The organism is Aequorivita marina (genome assembly GCF_031631895.2).
GTDB classification, from domain to species: domain Bacteria; phylum Bacteroidota; class Bacteroidia; order Flavobacteriales; family Flavobacteriaceae; genus Aequorivita; species Aequorivita marina.
The window spans coordinates 19561-38163 of record NZ_JAVMBW020000015.1 but is presented as its reverse complement, the minus strand read 5'-3'; the positions used below and the strand labels follow the sequence as shown (position 1 = coordinate 38163).

Annotated in this window: 18 protein-coding genes; 10 read left to right on the top strand and 8 right to left on the bottom strand. The window is 37.9% G+C overall.

From position 1 onward, the window contains the following. Window positions 1-129: 129 nt before the first annotated feature. Window positions 130-1428, bottom strand: coding sequence for a tyrosine--tRNA ligase (gene tyrS / locus QPK98_RS13945; RefSeq protein WP_310994080.1), 1299 nt, complete (start codon window positions 1426-1428; stop codon window positions 130-132). Window positions 1429-1635: 207 nt separating this feature from the next. Here tyrS and QPK98_RS13940 point away from each other — a divergent pair, with 207 nt between their 5' ends. Then, window positions 1636-2646: an NAD-dependent epimerase/dehydratase family protein gene (locus QPK98_RS13940; protein ID WP_310994079.1), complete on the top strand. Its 1011-nt coding sequence runs from the start codon at window positions 1636-1638 to the stop codon at window positions 2644-2646. Between the two features lie 180 nt (window positions 2647-2826). On the opposite strand, the gene QPK98_RS13935 is transcribed toward QPK98_RS13940, so the two are convergent. Genes QPK98_RS13935 through QPK98_RS13925 form a run of 3 tightly spaced genes read right to left on the bottom strand, consistent with a single transcriptional unit; the run spans window position 2827 to window position 5393 of the window. Continuing rightward, entirely contained in the window at window positions 2827-3240 is a 414-nt protein-coding gene (locus QPK98_RS13935; RefSeq protein WP_310994078.1) for a DUF4296 domain-containing protein, read from the bottom strand. Continuing rightward, the gene (locus QPK98_RS13930; protein ID WP_310994077.1) at window positions 3237-4580 is read right to left on the bottom strand and encodes a dihydroorotase; all 1344 of its coding nucleotides are present in this window, start codon (window positions 4578-4580) and stop codon (window positions 3237-3239) included. The genes QPK98_RS13935 and QPK98_RS13930 overlap by 4 nt, the downstream gene beginning before the upstream one ends. A 60-nt stretch (window positions 4581-4640) precedes the next feature. Further along, the gene (locus QPK98_RS13925; RefSeq protein ID WP_310994076.1) at window positions 4641-5393 is read right to left on the bottom strand and encodes a polyprenol monophosphomannose synthase; all 753 of its coding nucleotides are present in this window, start codon (window positions 5391-5393) and stop codon (window positions 4641-4643) included. A gap of 115 nt (window positions 5394-5508) precedes the next feature. Here QPK98_RS13925 and QPK98_RS15695 point away from each other — a divergent pair, with 115 nt between their 5' ends. Beyond that, window positions 5509-6150: a DUF4271 domain-containing protein gene (locus QPK98_RS15695; protein WP_353963177.1), complete on the top strand. Its 642-nt coding sequence runs from the start codon at window positions 5509-5511 to the stop codon at window positions 6148-6150. A 36-nt stretch (window positions 6151-6186) separates the two neighbouring features. Next, a complete protein-coding gene (locus QPK98_RS13920) occupies window positions 6187-6933 on the top strand; it encodes a uroporphyrinogen-III synthase (RefSeq protein ID WP_310994075.1) in 747 nt (248 codons plus the stop codon). A gap of 90 nt (window positions 6934-7023) precedes the next feature. Here the strand turns inward: QPK98_RS13920 and pckA are convergent, their stop codons facing one another. Continuing rightward, on the bottom strand, window positions 7024-8625 hold the full coding sequence (gene pckA, locus QPK98_RS13915; RefSeq protein ID WP_310994074.1) for a phosphoenolpyruvate carboxykinase (ATP): 1602 nt from the start codon (window positions 8623-8625) through the stop codon (window positions 7024-7026). A gap of 70 nt (window positions 8626-8695) precedes the next feature. Then, window positions 8696-9094 carry a DUF423 domain-containing protein gene (locus QPK98_RS13910; protein WP_310994073.1) on the bottom strand — a complete coding sequence of 133 codons (399 nt, stop codon included), beginning with the start codon at window positions 9092-9094 and terminating at the stop codon, window positions 8696-8698. A gap of 71 nt (window positions 9095-9165) precedes the next feature. Here QPK98_RS13910 and QPK98_RS13905 point away from each other — a divergent pair, with 71 nt between their 5' ends. Next, complete coding sequence (locus tag QPK98_RS13905) at window positions 9166-10539, top strand: saccharopine dehydrogenase family protein (RefSeq protein WP_310994072.1); 1374 nt, start codon at window positions 9166-9168, stop codon at window positions 10537-10539. A 70-nt stretch (window positions 10540-10609) separates the two neighbouring features. Here the strand turns inward: QPK98_RS13905 and QPK98_RS13900 are convergent, their stop codons facing one another. Together QPK98_RS13900 and QPK98_RS13895 are read right to left on the bottom strand one after the other, a co-directional pair. After that, a complete protein-coding gene (locus QPK98_RS13900) occupies window positions 10610-11299 on the bottom strand; it encodes a zinc metallopeptidase (RefSeq protein ID WP_310994071.1) in 690 nt (229 codons plus the stop codon). 128 nt (window positions 11300-11427) lie between these two features. Continuing rightward, window positions 11428-14949, bottom strand: coding sequence for a leucine--tRNA ligase (locus QPK98_RS13895; RefSeq protein ID WP_310994070.1), 3522 nt, complete (start codon window positions 14947-14949; stop codon window positions 11428-11430). A gap of 234 nt (window positions 14950-15183) precedes the next feature. Here QPK98_RS13895 and QPK98_RS13890 point away from each other — a divergent pair, with 234 nt between their 5' ends. From QPK98_RS13890 to truB, 6 genes are all read left to right on the top strand, one after another. Continuing rightward, a complete protein-coding gene (locus tag QPK98_RS13890) occupies window positions 15184-16062 on the top strand; it encodes a cell division protein FtsX (protein ID WP_310994069.1) in 879 nt (292 codons plus the stop codon). A gap of 67 nt (window positions 16063-16129) precedes the next feature. After that, window positions 16130-16390 carry a DUF3098 domain-containing protein gene (locus QPK98_RS13885; RefSeq protein ID WP_310994068.1) on the top strand — a complete coding sequence of 87 codons (261 nt, stop codon included), beginning with the start codon at window positions 16130-16132 and terminating at the stop codon, window positions 16388-16390. A 2-nt stretch (window positions 16391-16392) separates the two neighbouring features. Next, a complete protein-coding gene (locus QPK98_RS13880) occupies window positions 16393-17184 on the top strand; it encodes an undecaprenyl-diphosphate phosphatase (protein ID WP_310994067.1) in 792 nt (263 codons plus the stop codon). Window positions 17185-17268: 84 nt separating this feature from the next. Next, window positions 17269-17556, top strand: coding sequence for a nucleotidyltransferase family protein (locus tag QPK98_RS13875; RefSeq protein ID WP_310994066.1), 288 nt, complete (start codon window positions 17269-17271; stop codon window positions 17554-17556). After that, a complete protein-coding gene (locus tag QPK98_RS13870) occupies window positions 17543-17887 on the top strand; it encodes a HepT-like ribonuclease domain-containing protein (protein WP_310994065.1) in 345 nt (114 codons plus the stop codon). Before QPK98_RS13875 ends, QPK98_RS13870 begins: the two co-directional genes overlap by 14 nt. Beyond that, a complete protein-coding gene (gene truB, locus QPK98_RS13865; RefSeq protein ID WP_310994064.1) occupies window positions 17877-18581 on the top strand; it encodes a tRNA pseudouridine(55) synthase TruB in 705 nt (234 codons plus the stop codon). Before QPK98_RS13870 ends, truB begins: the two co-directional genes overlap by 11 nt. The last annotated feature ends 22 nt before the right edge of the window (window positions 18582-18603 follow it).

Below are 18603 nucleotides of genomic sequence, written 5' to 3'. Positions count from 1 at the left end.
TGGTTAGTTAATTGAAAATCCCCGCACGTTTAAGCCGGGGATTTTCATATTTATGTAAAATTTGAATAGATTTTTGCCAGTAATAAAGTAGCCGAAATCGTATTCGTTTAAAACTTTACGCTTCTAAGGTTATACTGCCTTTATAATAAAGTAATTTTTCTTACCGCGTTGTAAAAGCACAAATTGATTGTTAATTAAATCTGCCTTAGACACGTTAAAGCTATCGGTGACTTTTTCTTTATTTACCGAAATAGAATTTTCCTTTAGCGCGCGTCGTGCTTCACTATTAGATTTTAAGAAACCAGTTTTTTCGGCTAGGGCCGCTATAATGTCAATTCCGTTGTCTAATTCTTCTTTCGAAATTTCAGCCTGGGGCACACCATCAAATACATCGAGAAAGGTTTTTTCATCTAAAGATTTTAAATCTTCCGAAGTAGATTTCCCAAATAATATTTCTGAAGCTTTTACCGCCTTTTCGTATTCTTCGGCACTGTGAACCGTTGTGGTCACTTCCTGCGCCAATCTTTTTTGTAGCAAGCGTGCGTGTGGTGCTTCTTTGTGTGCAGCAATCAAACCATCAATGGTTTCTTTGTCAAGGAACGTAAAGATTTTAATGTATTTTTCTGCGTCCTCATCGGCACTATTTAACCAGTATTGGTAAAATTTGTAAGGGGAAGTCCGATTGGCATCCAACCAGATATTTCCGCCTTCACTTTTTCCAAATTTACTGCCGTCACTTTTTGTGATAAGCGGACAGGTTAGAGCAAAGCCTTTTCCCGCATCCATTCGTCTAATTAATTCAGTTCCGGTGGTTATATTTCCCCACTGATCGCTTCCGCCCATCTGCAAAGTGCAATCCAAATTTCTATACAGGTGAACAAAGTCGTATCCTTGAATTAACTGGTAGGTGAATTCAGTAAAAGAAAGACCGTCGGCACTTTCGCCACTCAATCTAGTTTTTACAGAATCTTTAGCCATCATATAGTTAACCGTCATGTGTTTTCCTACGTTTCTAATAAAGTCTAGAAAAGAAAACTCCTTCATCCAGTCGTAATTATTTACCAATACCGCTGAATTTTCAATGTCTTCAGAAAAATCGAGAAATTGAGAAAGCTGATTGCGGACTCCTTCTTGGTTTTTTTTCAGGGTGGCTTCATCCAGCAAGTTACGTTCGCTATTTTTCATTGAAGGATCGCCAATCATTCCAGTGGCGCCCCCAACCAAAGCAACGGGTTTATGACCACAGCGCTGATAAAAAGACAAAAGCATAATGGGCACCAGATTACCAATGTGTAAGGAATCTGCTGTAGGGTCAAAACCCACGTAAGCAGATCGCATTTTCTCCATAAGGTGTGCTTCAGTTTCGGGCATTAGGTCGTGTACCATGCCTCGCCATTGTAGTTCTTCAACGAAATTTTTTAGCTTCATTTTTTTAATGTTTTTTCCAACCGACTAATTGCGGAATTTAAGGCTGCAAAGATACGCTTCTCATTTTAAGTTTCAAGCTACTGTAAGCAAGTTTCGCAACTAAAATTAGTGCGAATTTTCAGCATCTAAATAAAAGTACATTCTGGGTATTATACTTTTCAACCAGATAGCTATCGCAATCGATTTCCTTTTCAGTATTTTCGCTATATGATTTTAGTTACAGGCGGAACGGGAATGGTAGGCTCAGATTTGCTGTATTTTCTTGTAAAGGAAGACGCAAAGGTACGCGCCACTCATAGACGAGATAGCGATATTGAATCGGTACGAAAAATTTTTGCGCTTTACAGCGATGATGCTGATGTCCTTTTTAATAAAATTGAATGGGTGGAAGCAGACATTAATGATATTCCGGCGCTAAATAAGGCTTTTAAAGACGTTACAAAGGTTTACCACTGTGCAGCAATTATCAACTTTAATCCTTCAAAATACAACCTTTTAAAAAAAGTAAATGTTGAAGGCACTGCCAATATCGTCAATCTTTGTCTTGCCAACAAGGTGGAGAAACTTTGCTATGTAAGCTCGGTTTCCACCTTAGGAAAAGCTTTAGGCAATCAATTAATTACCGAAGAAACCCCGTGGAACCCCGATGAAAAAAACAGTGTGTACGGCATTACAAAGTACGGAGCCGAGATGGAGGTTTGGCGCGGAACCCAGGAAGGCCTAAACGCTGTTATTGTAAATCCAGGAGTTATTCTAGGGTCCTCGCCAAGTGAAGATGGAAGTGCAATTATAGTACCTTTAGGCTCAAGTGGAATTCCCTTTTATCCTAGTGGTTCTATGGGGATTGTAGATGTTCGAGATGTTGTTAAAGCAATGCTATTATTAATGGATTCTGATATAAAGAACGAGCGGTTTATTTTGGTTAGCGAAAACATATCGTACAAAAAGATGCTCTCCATATTGGCTCCCTTATTTGGTAAAAAGCCCCCTACCAAAAAACTTTCCAAGGGATTTATGCTTTTCTTAAGCAAAATAGATTGGTTGCTAAACAAGCTTTTTGGGGTAAGGCGCAGATTGGTAAAAGCCACTGTGCGCTCCATGTTTACGACGTCCCTTTATGACAGCTCAAAAGTAAAAGAACATTTAAATTTTGAATTTACGCCAACAAGGCAGAGTTTGGAAAGAGTGGCGAAAGAAAGTGGAAAGGCATCGGGTTAACTCCGAGGCTGCTTTTAAATAAGCCCTAGATTGGATGCTTTATGTTTTGATTACCTGAATTTAAAAAAATCAAACTCGTTATTAGCTCTAAATAGGCGGATAAGCTTTTCTACAAATAAAACTATAAATATTTAGACTGAATTGGGGTTCAATATATATCACATTGAAACCGCAGTGTAATTAGTTGACATCAATTCGTTCTCTTTTTTTCTTGACATCATTAACACTGTCGTTTTTAAGTCTGCGACGTTCCCAAATACTATCCATTTCTACTCGCATTGAGTCTAGGCGAGATTCCACCTCTAGAAAGATATTCATGTACGTATTAATATCGTTAGCATAAAACGCATTGCTTTTTGCAAACTGGAGACTATCTACCCCAAAATTTTTATAAATTAGGGAATCCATTTTTAAGCCAGTGTTCAGCATAGTTTTATTATCTACACTTCTGGCAGCGTTTGTTAAATAGGTCTCAGTTAGGATATCGACCATTTTATCCTTAGCAATAAGGTTTTTTGGTTTTTCTGGCTGTTTAACATCTTGACACCCAAAAAAACCTAAGGTCAATATAAGTAGTATTAGCAGCTGTTTCATTTTCTATCAAAAGTTAATCTTTCTGAATTGCCTTTGTTTGGGAATTTTGCGTTTTCATATACCACTACTCCGTTTACTAAAGTATGGGTAATGCGCGACTTAAAAGTAGTTCCTTCAAAAGGAGACCAACCACATTTATATAGAATATTCTCCTTTTTAACAGTCCAGGGTGAGTTTAAATCTACCAGTACCAAATCGGCTTTATATCCTTCACGAATAAAACCACGCTCTTTTATCTGAAAGAGGGTTGCAGGGTTGTGAGCCGTTTTTTCAACAATTTTTTCCAGTGAAATTTTTCCTTTATGATGCATTTCTAGTAACGCAACCAATGCGTGCTGCACCAAAGGCCCGCCAGAGGGGGCACTCAAATATTTGTTATTTTTCTCCTCTAAAGTATGGGGGGCATGGTCTGATGCAATAACATCTATACGATCGTCCAGCAATGCTTTTAGCAAGCCATCTCTATCTTTTTTTGTTTTTACCGCCGGATTCCACTTAATTTTTGTGCCTTTTGTCTTGTAATCTTCGTCTGTAAACCACAAATGGTGGATACAAACCTCAGCCGTTATCTTTTTTTCAGAAAGCGGTTTTTTATTGCTAAAAAGCTGTGTTTCCTTCGCGGTAGAAACATGGAATACATGGAGTCTTGCCCCAGTTTTTTTAGCAAGTTTTACAGCGCGAGACGAAGATAGATAACAAGCTTCCTCACTTCTAATTTTTGGATGACTATCCACGGGAATGTCAGCTCCGTACTCTTGTTTATACTTTTCTAGATTTTCCTTTATGGTAGTCTCATCTTCACAATGCGCAGAAATAAGTAAGTTGGTTTTACTAAAAATTTCTTCTAAGGTTTTTGGATTATCAACAAGCATATTACCAGTAGAAGACCCCAAAAACAGTTTTAATCCCGCCACTTTTTGCGGATCAACTTTTAAAATCTCTTCTAAATTATCGTTGGTACCGCCAAACATAAAGGAATAGTTGGCCCAAGATGTTTTTGCAGCAATGTCAAACTTATCCTCCAAAAGATCAATTGTTGTAGCTTGGGGCAAAGTGTTTGGCATTTCAATAAAAGTAGTGATTCCACCAGCCACAGCAGCTTTAGACTCTGTTTCAATCGTGGCTTTGTGGGTAAGGCCGGGTTCGCGAAAATGAACTTGGTCATCAATCATTCCCGGAAGCAGGTAAAACCCATCGGCATCAATTATCTTGGTGTCACCAGACTTCATGCTAATGCTATTGGCAATTTCTGCAATCATCCCATTTTCAACCAAGACATCACCTTTATTAATCTCTCCTTCGTTTACAATATTCGCATTCTTAATTAAAACTGATTTCATCTACCTATTAATTTATTTTTTAAAACAAAGCTTGATTTTCTTTCGCAAAACCTATGCTTTCTATTTTATGAACGATTTTTTATTAAACCTCTTTCGGTTAAACACACTTTTTAGCTTCATGCCAATTACACCAAAAATTGCTTCAGAAATAATACCAGAACTCATTTTAGAGGCTCCTTTGGTGCGATCTGTGAAAATTACTGGCACTTCTTTAATTTTGAAATTGCTCAGGTACGCTTTAAATTTCATTTCAATCTGAAAAGCATAACCAACAAAACGAATGTTGTCAAGATTAATTTTTTCCAAGACCGCTCTTTTATAGCAAATAAAGCCAGCAGTAGTGTCATAAATATCCATCCGCATTACAAATTGAACATATTTAGAAGCCATCCAAGACAACAAAACTCTGGTCATTGGCCAATTTACAACGTTTACACCCGTTGCATATCTGGAGCCAATAGCAAGGTCATTTCCATCTTTATAGCAGGCATTAAACAACCTGACCAAATCATTGGGGTTGTGCGAAAAATCGGCATCCATTTCAAAAATATAATCATAGTCGTTTGCTAATGCCCATTTAAAGCCAGCAATATACGCAGCTCCTAGGCCATTTTTTTCGGCTCGATTAAGTATAAATAATTTGTCTGGATATTTTTCAAAATTGGCTTCAACCACTTTGGCAGTACCATCGGGAGAGTTATCATCTACCACTAAAACATGAAATTCGCGCTGCAATGAAAAAATAGTGCGAATCAATCGCTCTATATTTTCTATTTCATTATAAGTGGGTATCACCACCAGCGCCTTAAGCATACTCCAATTTTATGGCAAATGTACCGTTTTTTGAGCAAATAAATGTGAAGTAATATCTAATTGATGCAGCAAACTAAAGATTAAATTTACCGTACCTTTGCCGCAAAAATTAAAGGTGGATTTTAACCAAAGACTTATTGTATCTAACGATTGGGCTACCTACTTACTTGTGGCCTGCTTTGTTATTTTTGCCCTAGCGAAGTACTTTTATCCTAAACGATTCCACGAGTTTTCATTATTACCCTTCAACAATCAATATTTTAAATACGACCAATTAGGCCATACATTTAACATGATGCTTTTTGCGTGTCAGGTAATTTGTGTTTCCATATTTATACACCTACTTTTTATGGCATATAACCCAGCCGAAACAGCAAACAATGATTGGTTGTTTATACAGATTTGTACCGGCTATATAGTATTTGTTTTAATAAAATTTTCACTAGAGAAAATTATTGGTAACATATTTTCTTTAGACGAACTTATCAATAAATATCTATATCAAAAGTTGAGTTATCGTAATTTTTTGGGTATATTATTTTTTATAGGCAATCTCTTTTTCCTTTATGCATTCCCGCCTACAGCCCTGAGACTGGTTATTTTTGCTAGTATAATGATACTCTTAAACGCTAGTACGCTGTTTTACAGTTATAAAAAAAAACGGAAATTGATAATGGATAATTTCTTCTATTTTATTTTGTATCTTTGCACTCTTGAAATTGCGCCCTATATTATACTTTACAAAAGCCTTTTTTAAAGTTTAATTATCTAAAAAAGAAAACAAGCTATTTATATGAAAGTGAAAACTATTTTAGTATCCCAACCCGAGCCTAAAATTGAGAATTCGCCGTATTTTGATTTAATCGAAAGACAGAAGGTGAAAGTAGATTTTCGTCCTTTTATTCATGTTGAAGGTGTATCTGGAAAAGAGGTTCGCACCCAAAAGGTTGATCTTAGCAATTATACTGCCATTATACTTACCAGCAGAAACTCTGTAGATCATTTTTTCAGAATTGCCGAAGAACTTCGTTTTAAGGTGCCTGACTCCATGAAATACTTCTGTTTAAGTGAAGCTGTAGCCTATTATCTTCAAAAATATGTGGTTTACAGAAAAAGAAAAATATACGTAGGGAAAAGAACTTTCCCCGAATTGGCTCCTTTGATTAAAAAGTACAAGAGTGAAAAATTCTTGCTTCCAACTTCAGATAAGTTAAAACCTCAAGTACCATTGGTTTTAAACGAATTAAAAGTAGATTGGAAAGAAGCTACATTTTACAGAACCGTAATCAGTGACCTTTCAGATTTACGTGATGTGTATTACGACATCCTGGTATTTTTCAGCCCGAGTGGGATTGAATCCTTATTTGAAAACTTCCCTGATTTCGACCAAAAAGACACTCGAATAGCCGTATTTGGAAACACTACGGTAAAAGCGGCCAACAAAATGGGTCTTCGTGTAGATATACAAGCACCTACCCCAGAAACACCATCTATGACAATGGCTCTGGAAAAATACATTAAAGAAGTAAACAAAAAATAGCTTTCGTTTTTTTTTTACATTATCGCAATTAAAAAAGGCTTGTCAGATTGACAAGCCTTTTTTAATATATAAAACTCTGTAAGTCGGAGGTTATTCCACAGCAGGAGCCCCAGAAAGAATCTCGTCATTTGCATAGCTCTCAAACTTCTTGAAGTTTTCCTTAAATGAATTGGAAAGTTCATGTGCCTGAACGTCGTATGCCTCTTTATCAGCCCAAGTATCTTTTGGGTTTAAGACTTCAGAGGGTACGTTTGGACAAGAAGTAGGCATCATTAAATTGAAAATTGAATGTCTTTCAAACTCAACATCCTTTAATTTCCCTTCTAAAGTAGCAGCAATCATTGCACGAGTGTATTTCAGTTTCATGCGGCTTCCTATACCGTAAGGGCCACCTGTCCAACCCGTATTAATCAACCATACATTAACACCAGCCTCTTTCATTTTCTTGCTGAGCATTTCTGCATATCTTGTAGGGTGAAGCGGCATAAACGGTGCACCGAAGCAGGCTGAAAAACTTGGAGTAGGCTCATTAATTCCTTCCTCAGTACCAGCCACCTTAGCTGTATATCCGCTAATAAAGTGATAAGCGGCTTGACCAGGTGTTAGCTTTGAAATAGGAGGCAATACACCAAAAGCATCGGCGGTTAAAAAGAAAATATTCTTAGGGTTTTTACCAATAGATGGTTGTTGAATATTGTTTATGTGATAGATAGGGTAACTTACTCGCGTATTTTGCGTAATAGTAGTATCGGCAAAATCTACGTGTCCTTCGGCATCCATACCTATATTTTCAAGAAGGGCACCCGGTTTTATAGCGTTATAAATATCGGGTTCGTTTTCCTGCGATAGGTTGATAACCTTAGCATAACAACCACCCTCAAAATTAAAGATTGTATTATCTGGCGTCCAGCCATGCTCATCATCACCTATTAGTTTACGGTTGGGATCTGCAGAAAGTGTAGTTTTTCCCGTTCCGGAAAGTCCGAAGAAAATTGCTGTTTCACCATTGTCACCAACATTTGATGAACAGTGCATTGGCAAGGTATTTTTATTAACCGGCATAATAAAGTTAAGCGCCGAAAAGACACCTTTTTTAATCTCTCCCGTATACCCCGTACCACCAATCAAGGCTATTTTTCGGGTGAAGTTAAGAATTGCGAAATTGTGTTGACGCGTACCATCTACCTCTGGGTCTGCAACAAATCCTGGTGCATTTACAATAAGCCATTCCGGATCAAATGAATCCAATTCCTCAGCCGTAGGGCGAAGAAACATGTTGTGGGCAAATAAATTAGACCACGGGGTTTCATTAATCACCCGGATATTGAGTTTATAATCCTTATCTGCACAAGCATAACTGTCTCGTACATAAATTTCTTTTTCAGAAAGATAATCAGTGACCTTGTTATACAACGCGTCAAACCGTTCTGGAGAGAATGGAATATTTATATCTCCCCACCAAACCTCATCGCGCGTAACGTCATCTTTTACAATGAACCGGTCTTTAGGAGACCTCCCGGTAAATTCTCCAGTGTTTATCACTAGCGCGCCAGTACTGGCTTCTTTACCTTGTCCTTTTTGTAATGTTTCGTCGTGAAGTTCTTCAGAAGAAAGTTGATACTTAACTTTTGCATTTTTGATTCCGTATTTATCAACAGAAATCGATTTTGTAGCTTGGTTTTTAGTGACCATACCTTTTTTAGATTTTGTAGATTACAAAAATAGCAATTCTTAGAGAGATTGAAGAAAATATAAATTTTATTTATCGCTTCTTTAACGGAAGCATTGAGAATGCTAGCCAGAACCAACCAATAATAAAAAGCAAACCTCCTATTGGAGTAATAAAGCCGATTGTAGCGGCATTAAATGGCAACACTGCATTCAAAGCCAATAAATAAATTGAACCGGAGAAAAAAAGCATACCGACTATAAAAAGCCAAAACACGCGCTTTTTAATCTTTTCGGGAACTGCAGAAGCCAGTCCTAAAATTAAAATTGCAATACAATGGTACATTTGATAGCGAACCCCTGTTTCAAATGTTTCTAATGCTGCTGCATCAACAATACGCTTTAAACCATGCGCCCCAAAAGCCCCCAAAGCAATAGTAATAGCTATAAGAAATGAAGCCGTTACGACCATATTTTTATTAAAATCCTTCATTTTTGAATTTTGGAATTAGTAAATTCGTGCCAAATAAATTTAAACTTCAAAGTTAATAATAAACTCCCCCAATGAGAAATATTTTAATTATAGGCGCAGGTAGATCAGCAACAAGTTTAATACGCTATTTATTAAACAAAAGCGAAGAAGAGCAACTGTTTATTACCGTTGGAGACCTCGCACTGGAATCTGCCGAAAAACTGATTCAAGGTCATAAAAATGCTAAAGCAATTATCCTTGATGTTTTTAACGATCAACAACGAAAAGAAGCGGTGAAAAATAGCGATTTGGTAATTTCTATGTTACCCGCCCGTTTTCATATTGAAGTAGCCAAAGAGTGTATTGAATACGAAAAAAACATGGTTACAGCCTCATACGTAAGCGATGAAATGCAAGCGCTAGACGAAAAAGCTAAGGCCAAGGGACTGGTTATGATGAACGAAATAGGCCTAGATCCCGGTGTAGATCACATGAGCGCCATGAAAGTTATAGACAGCGTACGCGAAAAAGGTGGAAAAATGCTACTTTTTGAATCGTTCTGCGGTGGATTGGTAGCTCCAGAAAGTGACGATAACCTTTGGAATTATAAATTTACATGGAACCCACGTAATGTGGTTTTGGCTGGCCAAGGAGGCGCTGCGGAATTTATCCAGGAAGGAAAATTTAAATATATACCTTATCACAGACTTTTCCGAAGAACAGAATTTATCAATATAGAAGGTTATGGTAAGTTTGAAGTTTTAGCCAACAGAAACTCACTACAATACCAATCGGTTTACGGATTTGAAGACATTCTTACCCTATACCGAGGTACTATTAGACGTGTAGGCTTTAGTAAGGCGTGGAATATGTTCGTACAATTAGGAATGACTGATGACACCTACACCATTCCAGATTCAGAAAACTTGACTTATCGCCAATTTGTAAACCTATTTTTAGCCTATTCACCCACCGATAGCGTGGAGCTTAAGCTTCGATATGCACTGAAAATTGATCAGGATGATTTGATGTGGGAAAAACTGGAAGAGTTAGATCTTTTTAACAAAGAAAAAACCATAGGTATTAAAAATGCTACCCCAGCAATGGCACTTCAAAAAATATTGGAAGACAAGTGGACGTTAAAGCCAGAAGACAAAGATATGATTGTGATGTACCATAAATTCGGTTATGAACTGGATGGTAAAAAACATCAAATCGATAGCCATATGGCTCTAATTGGTGAAGACCAAACCTACACCGCTATGGCGAAAACCGTAGGACTTCCCGTTGGAATTGCAGCTGTAAAAATTCTAAATGGCGAAATATCTAGTCCTGGCGTACAGCGCCCAATTGCAAAAGAGGTCTATGAACCTATCTTAAAGGAGTTGGAAGAAAACGGTGTAATATTTAGAGAAGAAGAAGTTGATTATTTAGGATACAATCCTGAGAATTTACACCTTGGGTAGTGAGACGTGAGAAAAATAAAAAAGGCCTGCATCATTTGCAAGCCTTTTTTTATTGAAATATTTGTTATTTTTAATCTCTACCCAAGAAAATTGAGATAAAGTATAGCAGTGTTGCCAATGAGCCAATGGCAGCAACAACATAGGTTCTAGCCGCCCATTTTAAGGCGTCTTTTGCACCATCGTGTTCTTGTGGGGTAAGCATATTGTTATTTTCCAACCATACCAAAGCGCGTTTACTTGCATCAAACTCTACTGGAAGGGTGATAAAGGCAAAAGCAGTTGTTACTGCAAATAGCAAAATACCAATTCCGAAAATCCAGGTTCCAAAAGCAACTCCCGTGGCATACAGAATAAGCCCAGCCATAATTACAAAATTTGAAAGCTTACTGGAAACACTAACCGCCGGTACAATGGTAGAACGCAACTTTAACCAACTATAAGCTTTAGCGTGTTGTATTGCGTGACCACATTCATGAGCCGCAACCGCTGCTGCTGCAGCATTGCGCTGCATATAAACAGGTTCACTTAAGTTTACTGTTTTCTTGGTAGGGTCGTAATGATCTGTCAATTGACCCGCTACCGAAATTACCTTAACGTCAGAAATTCCGTTATCGGCTAGCATTTTTTCGGCTATTTCCTTGCCGCTCATTCCATTTTGAAGATGGATTTTACTGTATTTCTTAAACTTACTCTTTAGCTTGTTGCTAACATACCAACTTACCAAGAAAATGAGTCCTGCTATTATATAATATCCAAACATAGTTTTTGTTTTTAAATTTTGTTTTTCGCTCTGTGCTCTCTGTGTCTTTGTGGTAAAATTTTAATCATCACAAAGACACAGAGAGCACGAAGTTTTCAATTACAGTATCGCAAAAAGCGTGCAAATTTTTAACCCACGATATTCACAATCTTTCCTGGCACTACAATCACCTTTTTAGGTGTGCGCCCATCTAAATACTGGGCTGTCTTCTCATGTGCCATTACGGCAGCCTCTATTTCATCTTTACTTAATTCTAGCGACAGCTCCATTGTAAAGCGCATTTTACCATTAAAGGAAATTGGATACTCCTTACTACTTTCTACCAAATATTTTTCTTCAAATTTCGGGAAAGGTGCCACAGCAATACTCTCTGAATGCCCTAATTTACTCCAAAGTTCTTCGGCAATATGTGGAGCATACGGAGAAATCAGGATTGCAAAAGGCTCCAAAACTGCTCTTGAATTACATTTTTGCGACGAAAGCTCGTTTACCGCAATCATAAAAGACGAAACCGAAGTATTAAAACTAAACGCCTCTATATCTTCCTGAACTTTTTTAATGGTTTTATGCAGGGTTTTTAAGTCCTCCCCCAGCCCCTCCCGAGAAGGGGAGTCAGTAACGTAAAAACTATCATCAGGACCAGAATGATATAATTTCCAAAGTTTTTTAAGGAAACCGTGCACTCCAGTAATTCCGGCCATATTCCAGGGTTTTGCCTGTTCTAGTGGCCCAAGGAACATCTCGTACAATCGCAACGTATCGGCGCCGTATTGCTCACAAATATCATCGGGGTTGACCACGTTGTATTTGGATTTCGACATTTTTTCTACTTCTCTACTTACGGTATATGGTCTTTCGTTTAGAAATTCTAAATCTGAATATCGAGAATCTTTAAATAATTTATCTTTTATGATTTCATTTGAGGTATTAACTAAATTAACATCTATATGAAAGGGCACGAAATTCGTTAACTCTTCATCAATTTCTGCATGGATTTGGCCACAGTCGCGATGTCTTTGTAATTCGCTTTTAAAAACACTTTTAACATTTTCATCATAGGTTCCCATTTGTGCTTCTTCATATGTCTTTTTAGATATAACATATCGTTTAGGTTTTAAAATAGGAAGGTCTGGGTTTAAATTTTTTATCCCTACACTAAACCCATAAGCAAACGCACTCTCCCCCAAAATCATACCTTGGTTAATTAACTTTTTAAACGGCTCTTGAGTAGGAACCAAACCGCGGTCGTGCATAAACTTCACCCAAAATCGGCTGTATAGCAAATGCCCAGTAGCGTGTTCGCTTCCGCCAATATATAGGTCAACATCTTTCCAATAATCTAGTGCTTCCTTTGAAGCAAAAACCTCATCGCGGTTTTGAGCTTCCATATAACGGAAGAAATACCAACTGCTTCCCGCCCATCCCGGCATGGTGTTTAGCTCTAGCGGATAAGTATCCTCCCCCGTCCCTTCGCGCGGAGCGGAGACAACCTTTCTCTTTTTCTCGTCCCAATGCCATTTGGTAGCGCGACCCAATGGGGGTTCTCCTGTTTCGGTTGGCAAGTATTTTTCTACTTCGGGAAGGTGCAACGGCAAACATTCCGTTGGGACTGGTTGCGGCATTCCATCTTTATAATAAATTGGGAAGGGTTCGCCCCAATACCTTTGACGACTAAAAACGGCATCGCGCAAACGGTAGTTTATCATTCCTTTGCCAACCCCTTCTTCTTCCATGGCAGTAATTATTTTTTCCGTGGCTTCGGCATAGCTTAAATCATTCAAGAAATCGCTATTGGTAATTATAGTATTTTCCTTTCCGGAATAGGCTTCTTCTGAAATATCCACATCTTTAAAAATATTCGGGATAGGAATATCAAAGTGTTTGGCAAAATCATAATCGCGTTGATCGCCACAAGGAACACTCATAACAGCTCCGGTTCCGTAGCCCGCCAAAACGTAATCGCCAATCCAAATAGGCAGTGGTTCTTTAGTAAATGGATGTTCGGCATAGGCACCTGTAAAAACCCCCGAAATGGTTTTAACATCGGCCATACGTTCACGCTCACTTCGTTTTGCGGTTGCCTCAACGTAGTTTTCCACCGCTTCTTTTTGTGCTGCGGTGGTTATTTTTGAAACCAATTCGTGTTCTGGCGCCAAAACCATAAAACTTACCCCAAAGATGGTATCTGGACGGGTGGTGAAGACGGGAATAGTCCCAAAAGCCTCAGAAGAGGAAACTTCACGATTCTCTAAATTTTCATTTGATTCAACCTGGGAAAAGTCCCCACCTAAATCCTCCCCCGAAGGGAGGACTTTTAATATTGCTTCAATTTCCGATATAACAGTTTCAAGATTATTAAGAACCTCAAGGTTGTTAAATCGGATAACTCGAAAGCCCTTCTTCTCTCTTAACAATAGCGCTCTCTCATCATCTTTTTCCAATTGATATTGATGAATTTTTCCATCAACTTCAATTATCAATTTTTTTTCTAGACATACAAAATCAACTATATAATTATCAATAGGTTGCTGCCTTCTAAATTTGTATCCAAGTTTTTTACCTCTAAGTTCTTCCCAAAGCTTAGCCTCAGCCTTTGTTGGATTTTTGCGCATTTCCTTAGCACGCTTCAATAAGGTTCCAATAATCGCAGAATTACCCGACAATCGATATCCTGCTCCCCCTCCTCGGGAGGGGGCTGGGGGGAGGACTTCCCCACCTAAATCCTCCCCCGAAGAGAGGACTTTAAAATTAACGGTCGCTCCCTCACTTCTTCCAATCCAATTAACCTGCGAATCCTTAAGCGGTTGTGGCCAATCTATATCGTCAAGCCCATCCAGCAAACGCTGGGCATAGGCTGTGATGCGCATGCTCCACTGCTTCATTTTTTTACGAACAACGGGATAGCCACCACGTTCAGAAACGCCATTTACAATTTCGTCATTGGCCAATACGGTACCCAGTTGTGGGCACCAGTTTACTTCGGTTTCGGCCAAATAAGTTAATCTATATTTTAATAGAACTTCTTGTTTTTTAATTTCTGAAAAATCCTTCCACTCCAATGCAGAAAAGGTTTCAACATTTTTATCGGCAACAGCATTAACCTTAGTGTTCCCTTCCGAAGAAAAAATTGTTAGTAGCTCTTCAATAGAACGCGCTTTATCTTGATCTTTATCGTACCAGCTTTCAAAAAGTTGCAAAAATATCCACTGCGTCCATTTGTAATAATCTGGGTTTGAGGTACGAACTTCCCTACTCCAATCAAAAGAAAAACCAATCTTGTCCAATTGATTTCGGTAACCTTCTATCTCCGTTCCGGCTTTGTCAACCCCTCCTTCAATATTCACTTTTGTAGTTTCGGCTGGATGTTGCCCTGTTTGGATTGCGTATTGTTCTGCTGGTAAGCCAAAAGAATCGTAACCCATTGGGTGCAAAACATTAAAACCTTGATGACGTTTAAACCTGGCATAGACATCGCTGGCAATATAACCCAGCGGATGCCCTACGTGCAGCCCTGCCCCTGACGGATAGGGAAACATATCTAAAACGTAATATTTTGGTTTATCGCTCTTGTCCGCAGCTTTAAAGGTTTGGTTTTTGGCCCAATATTGCTGCCATTTTGATTCTATTTGGTTGAAGTGGTATTTACTCATTCTATAAATTTCAGATAAAAAAAAGTAGTCCAAGGCTTGCGCTTCGGAATTTAATGGCAAATTTACGTCTATTGTACGAAATGCGGTAATAAATTCCAAAGTAAGTAGGGGGCAAACTACACAGCCTCATTTTACTAAAAACAATCTGTGAAACACTAAAGTTAAAACTTTAGGCGTTGTGTAACACAAGATGCAAAATTACTTGTATTTTTACCGCCAAATTCAGTAAAGCCTATGAGCTCTTCTTTTGAAAAATATCAAAAACGCAGGTTAATCTCGTCCTACTTCTCAGTAGTCATAAGTATCTCCTTAGTTCTTTTTCTATTGGGATTGCTGGGGCTGTTGGTTTTAAACTCTAAAAAAGTAGCCGATTACTTTAAGGAGCAAATAGCAATAACCGTTTTTTTAAAAGACAGTGCGAAAGAAGTTGAAATTACCCAATTAAAACAAAGCCTGGCTTTGGCCGAATATACCAAAAGTGCAACATTTGTTTCAAAAGAAGAAGCCGCAGACGAGCATCAAGAAACTTTGGGGGAAAATTTTATAGAATACTTGGGCGAAAATCCACTTCAAAATAGCATTGACGTCTATATTTTAGCCGATTATGTTACGCCTGAAAAAATGGAAGACATTACAAGCGAATTAAAAAATAAGGGGTTTGTAGACGATGTTATTTACGACAAACCATTAATTGCCCAGCTTACCGAGAACGTAAAACGAATCAGTTTTTGGATTTTGGTAATTAGCGGAATCTTTACATTTATTGCCGTATTACTGATAAACAGTAGCATCCGGCTTTCAATTTACGCAAAACGATTTACCATAAAAACCATGCAAATGGTAGGTGCCACCAAAAGATTTATTCGAAAACCCTTTGTATGGAAGAGCATTCGTTTTGGTATTGTTGGCGCAATAGTAGCTATGATTGGAATGGGACTGGTGCTTTATTACCTAAACGATAGTTTTCCGCAATTGCAATTGTTGGACGACCCCATCCTGCTCGGTGTACTTTTTGCTTTTATATTTTTAATGGGAATACTCATTACGTGGATAAGTACATTTATTGCAACCCAACGATTTTTAAACCTGCGCACAGACGACCTATATTATTAAAGTAAAGGTGAAATTTAAAACCTTCAGGAAGTAAGTTTTAAAATTTGAACCTGTAACATTTTCAAAAATGGGAGAGAAAAAACGAAAAGAAGAGTTGAAATCAGAATTTATTTTTGACAAAAAGAATTACAAGTTTATGCTTATTGGCATTGCTTTTATCGCCCTTGGTTTTATACTAATGGCTGGTGGCGGTAGTGATGATCCTACTGTTTTTAATCCCGAAATTTACAATTGGCGTCGCATCCGTCTGGCTCCAGCATTGGTGCTGATAGGTTTTGGCATTGAAGTTTACGCTATATTATTAAACCCAAAGAATAAAGAAGAATAGTAGTGGATACATTTCAAGCAGTCGTCCTGGCCATAATAGAAGGACTTACCGAGTTTTTACCCGTTTCCTCAACCGGACATTTAATTATAGGATCTTCCTTTTTTGGAATAGCAGGAGACGATTTCACCAAGCTTTTTACAATCGTAATTCAATTGGGAACTATTCTTTCTGTGGTAGTTCTTTATTTTAAACGCTTTTTCCAAAGTATTGATTTTTATTACAAACTCTTTGTCGCCTTTCTGCCCGCAGTATTTTTAGGCTTGTTGTTGAACGACGTTATAGACAGCCTTTTAGAAAGCCCGTTAACCGTAGCTATTTCATTAATAATCGGTGGGTTTATTTTAATAAAAGTGGACGATTGGTTTGGCGACGGCGAAGGTGAAGAAACCGATATATCATACCTAACTGCTCTTAAAATTGGCTTTTTTCAATGTCTGGCCATGATACCTGGAGTCTCCAGAAGTGGGGCGAGTATTGTAGGTGGTATGACCCAAAAATTATCCAGAAAAACCGCTGCAGAGTTCTCTTTCTTTTTGGCCGTACCAACGATGTTGGGGGCAACAGTTAAGAAAAGTTACGACTATTATCAAGCTGGGTTTGAACTTACCTCAGACCAAGTAAACTACCTTATTATTGGTAATGTAGTCGGTTTTCTCGTGGCCTTGATTGCTATAAAATCCTTTATTACCTATTTGAGCAAGCACGGATTTAAAATTTTTGGTTACTACCGTATAATCGCGGGGGTTTCAATTTTACTGATCCACTTTTTTGTTATGAAACTCACCGTGGTTTAAGAAAGCACTACATACAAGTTAAATAGAGGCATAGAAGGCACCATAAATAGTTCTTGCACCTCTTTTTACTATCTTTGTAAGGCGATGAATCCAGATATTAACAAAATAATTATTGAAACGCTTTTACCCTATAAGCCCAAACAAATTTGTGTTTTTGGAAGCTATGCCCGTGGCGAGATGAGCAATGACAGCGATATTGATGTGCTTTATGATTTTGAAAAAAACATTTCTTTATTCGATTTAATAGGAATGAAACAAGACTTGGAAGAAAAACTAAAGCGTAAAATTGATTTGGTCTCAAAAAAAGGTCTCAAAGACTGGATAAAACCATATGTTATGCAAGATTTAAGTGCAATCTATGAGAAAGATTAACACGGGGCATATTTCGGATATACTTGAGCATATAAATTATGTGGAAGCATTTATTGCTACCAGCACATTTAATCAAGATAATTTTAATGATAAAAAAACTGAATTTGCAGTTATTCGATGTTTTGAAGTAATAGGAGAAGCAACCAAAAGAATTGATGACGACTTTAAGTTAAAACACCCAAAAGTTCCCTGGAAGAAAATGTCAGACTTTAGAGATGTGCTAATCCATGATTACGAAAAACTGATGTCTGAAATGGTCTTGAAGACAGTAAGAGACGACCTTCCAAAACTTAAATTTCAGCTTCTTGAAATTCTCAAAAATGAACAATAAGACCCTACAAGTAGAAGATTACAAAAACGGCCAAGTAATACTAATTGACAAGCCATTGGAGTGGACCTCCTTTCAGGTGGTAAATAAAGTGCGCTGGTTGTTAAAAAAATCTTTTGACATCAAAAAAATTAAAGTGGGTCATGCTGGCACGCTAGATCCTTTGGCCACCGGACTCTTAATACTTTGTAGTGGCAAATTCACCAAAAAAATAGAAACGTTTCAGGCGCAGGAAAAGGAATATACAGGCACTTTTACCCTTGGCGCCACAACCCCAAGTTATGATCTGGAGACAGAAATTGACCAAACTTTTGATACTTCGGAAATTTCTTCAGAAGAAATACTAACGACAACCAAACAATTTACAGGCGAAATACAGCAGCAACCTCCAGTTTTTTCAGCATTGAAGAAAGAGGGAAAACGACTTTATGAATACGCTAGAAAAGGCGAAGAAGTTGAGATTCCGTTTAGAACCGTAACTATTTCAGAATTTGTAATAACAAAAATAGACCTCCCAAAAGTTGAGTTTAGAGTGGTTTGCAGCAAGGGAACTTATATTCGCTCTCTAGCCAACGACTTTGGAAAAGCACTAAACAACGGCGCTCATCTTTCGGCATTAAGACGAACTAAAATTGGTGACTTTTCAGTGGCAAATGCAGTTGATATTGAGACCTTTGAAGCCTCATTACGTAGTTAAAATTAATCTAATATCTCTATGT

What these genes read in the sequence shown, in the direction of transcription:
- QPK98_RS13870 (WP_310994065.1), top strand. Translation starts at nt 17,543, where the DNA reads ATGAGAAAGATTAACACGGGGCATATTTCGGATATACTTGAGCATATA.
- QPK98_RS13930 (WP_310994077.1), bottom strand. Translation starts at nt 4,580, where the DNA reads ATGAAATCAGTTTTAATTAAGAATGCGAATATTGTAAACGAAGGAGAG.
- tyrS (WP_310994080.1), bottom strand. Translation starts at nt 1,428, where the DNA reads ATGAAGCTAAAAAATTTCGTTGAAGAACTACAATGGCGAGGCATGGTA.
- QPK98_RS13905 (WP_310994072.1), top strand. Translation starts at nt 9,166, where the DNA reads ATGAGAAATATTTTAATTATAGGCGCAGGTAGATCAGCAACAAGTTTA.
- QPK98_RS13910 (WP_310994073.1), bottom strand. Translation starts at nt 9,094, where the DNA reads ATGAAGGATTTTAATAAAAATATGGTCGTAACGGCTTCATTTCTTATA.
- truB (WP_310994064.1), top strand. Translation starts at nt 17,877, where the DNA reads ATGAACAATAAGACCCTACAAGTAGAAGATTACAAAAACGGCCAAGTA.
- QPK98_RS13885 (WP_310994068.1), top strand. Translation starts at nt 16,130, where the DNA reads ATGGGAGAGAAAAAACGAAAAGAAGAGTTGAAATCAGAATTTATTTTT.
- QPK98_RS13935 (WP_310994078.1), bottom strand. Translation starts at nt 3,240, where the DNA reads ATGAAACAGCTGCTAATACTACTTATATTGACCTTAGGTTTTTTTGGG.
- QPK98_RS13940 (WP_310994079.1), top strand. Translation starts at nt 1,636, where the DNA reads ATGATTTTAGTTACAGGCGGAACGGGAATGGTAGGCTCAGATTTGCTG.
- QPK98_RS13925 (WP_310994076.1), bottom strand. Translation starts at nt 5,393, where the DNA reads ATGCTTAAGGCGCTGGTGGTGATACCCACTTATAATGAAATAGAAAAT.
- QPK98_RS13895 (WP_310994070.1), bottom strand. Translation starts at nt 14,949, where the DNA reads ATGAGTAAATACCACTTCAACCAAATAGAATCAAAATGGCAGCAATAT.
- QPK98_RS13890 (WP_310994069.1), top strand. Translation starts at nt 15,184, where the DNA reads ATGAGCTCTTCTTTTGAAAAATATCAAAAACGCAGGTTAATCTCGTCC.
- QPK98_RS13920 (WP_310994075.1), top strand. Translation starts at nt 6,187, where the DNA reads ATGAAAGTGAAAACTATTTTAGTATCCCAACCCGAGCCTAAAATTGAG.
- QPK98_RS13900 (WP_310994071.1), bottom strand. Translation starts at nt 11,299, where the DNA reads ATGTTTGGATATTATATAATAGCAGGACTCATTTTCTTGGTAAGTTGG.
- pckA (WP_310994074.1), bottom strand. Translation starts at nt 8,625, where the DNA reads ATGGTCACTAAAAACCAAGCTACAAAATCGATTTCTGTTGATAAATAC.
- QPK98_RS13875 (WP_310994066.1), top strand. Translation starts at nt 17,269, where the DNA reads ATGAATCCAGATATTAACAAAATAATTATTGAAACGCTTTTACCCTAT.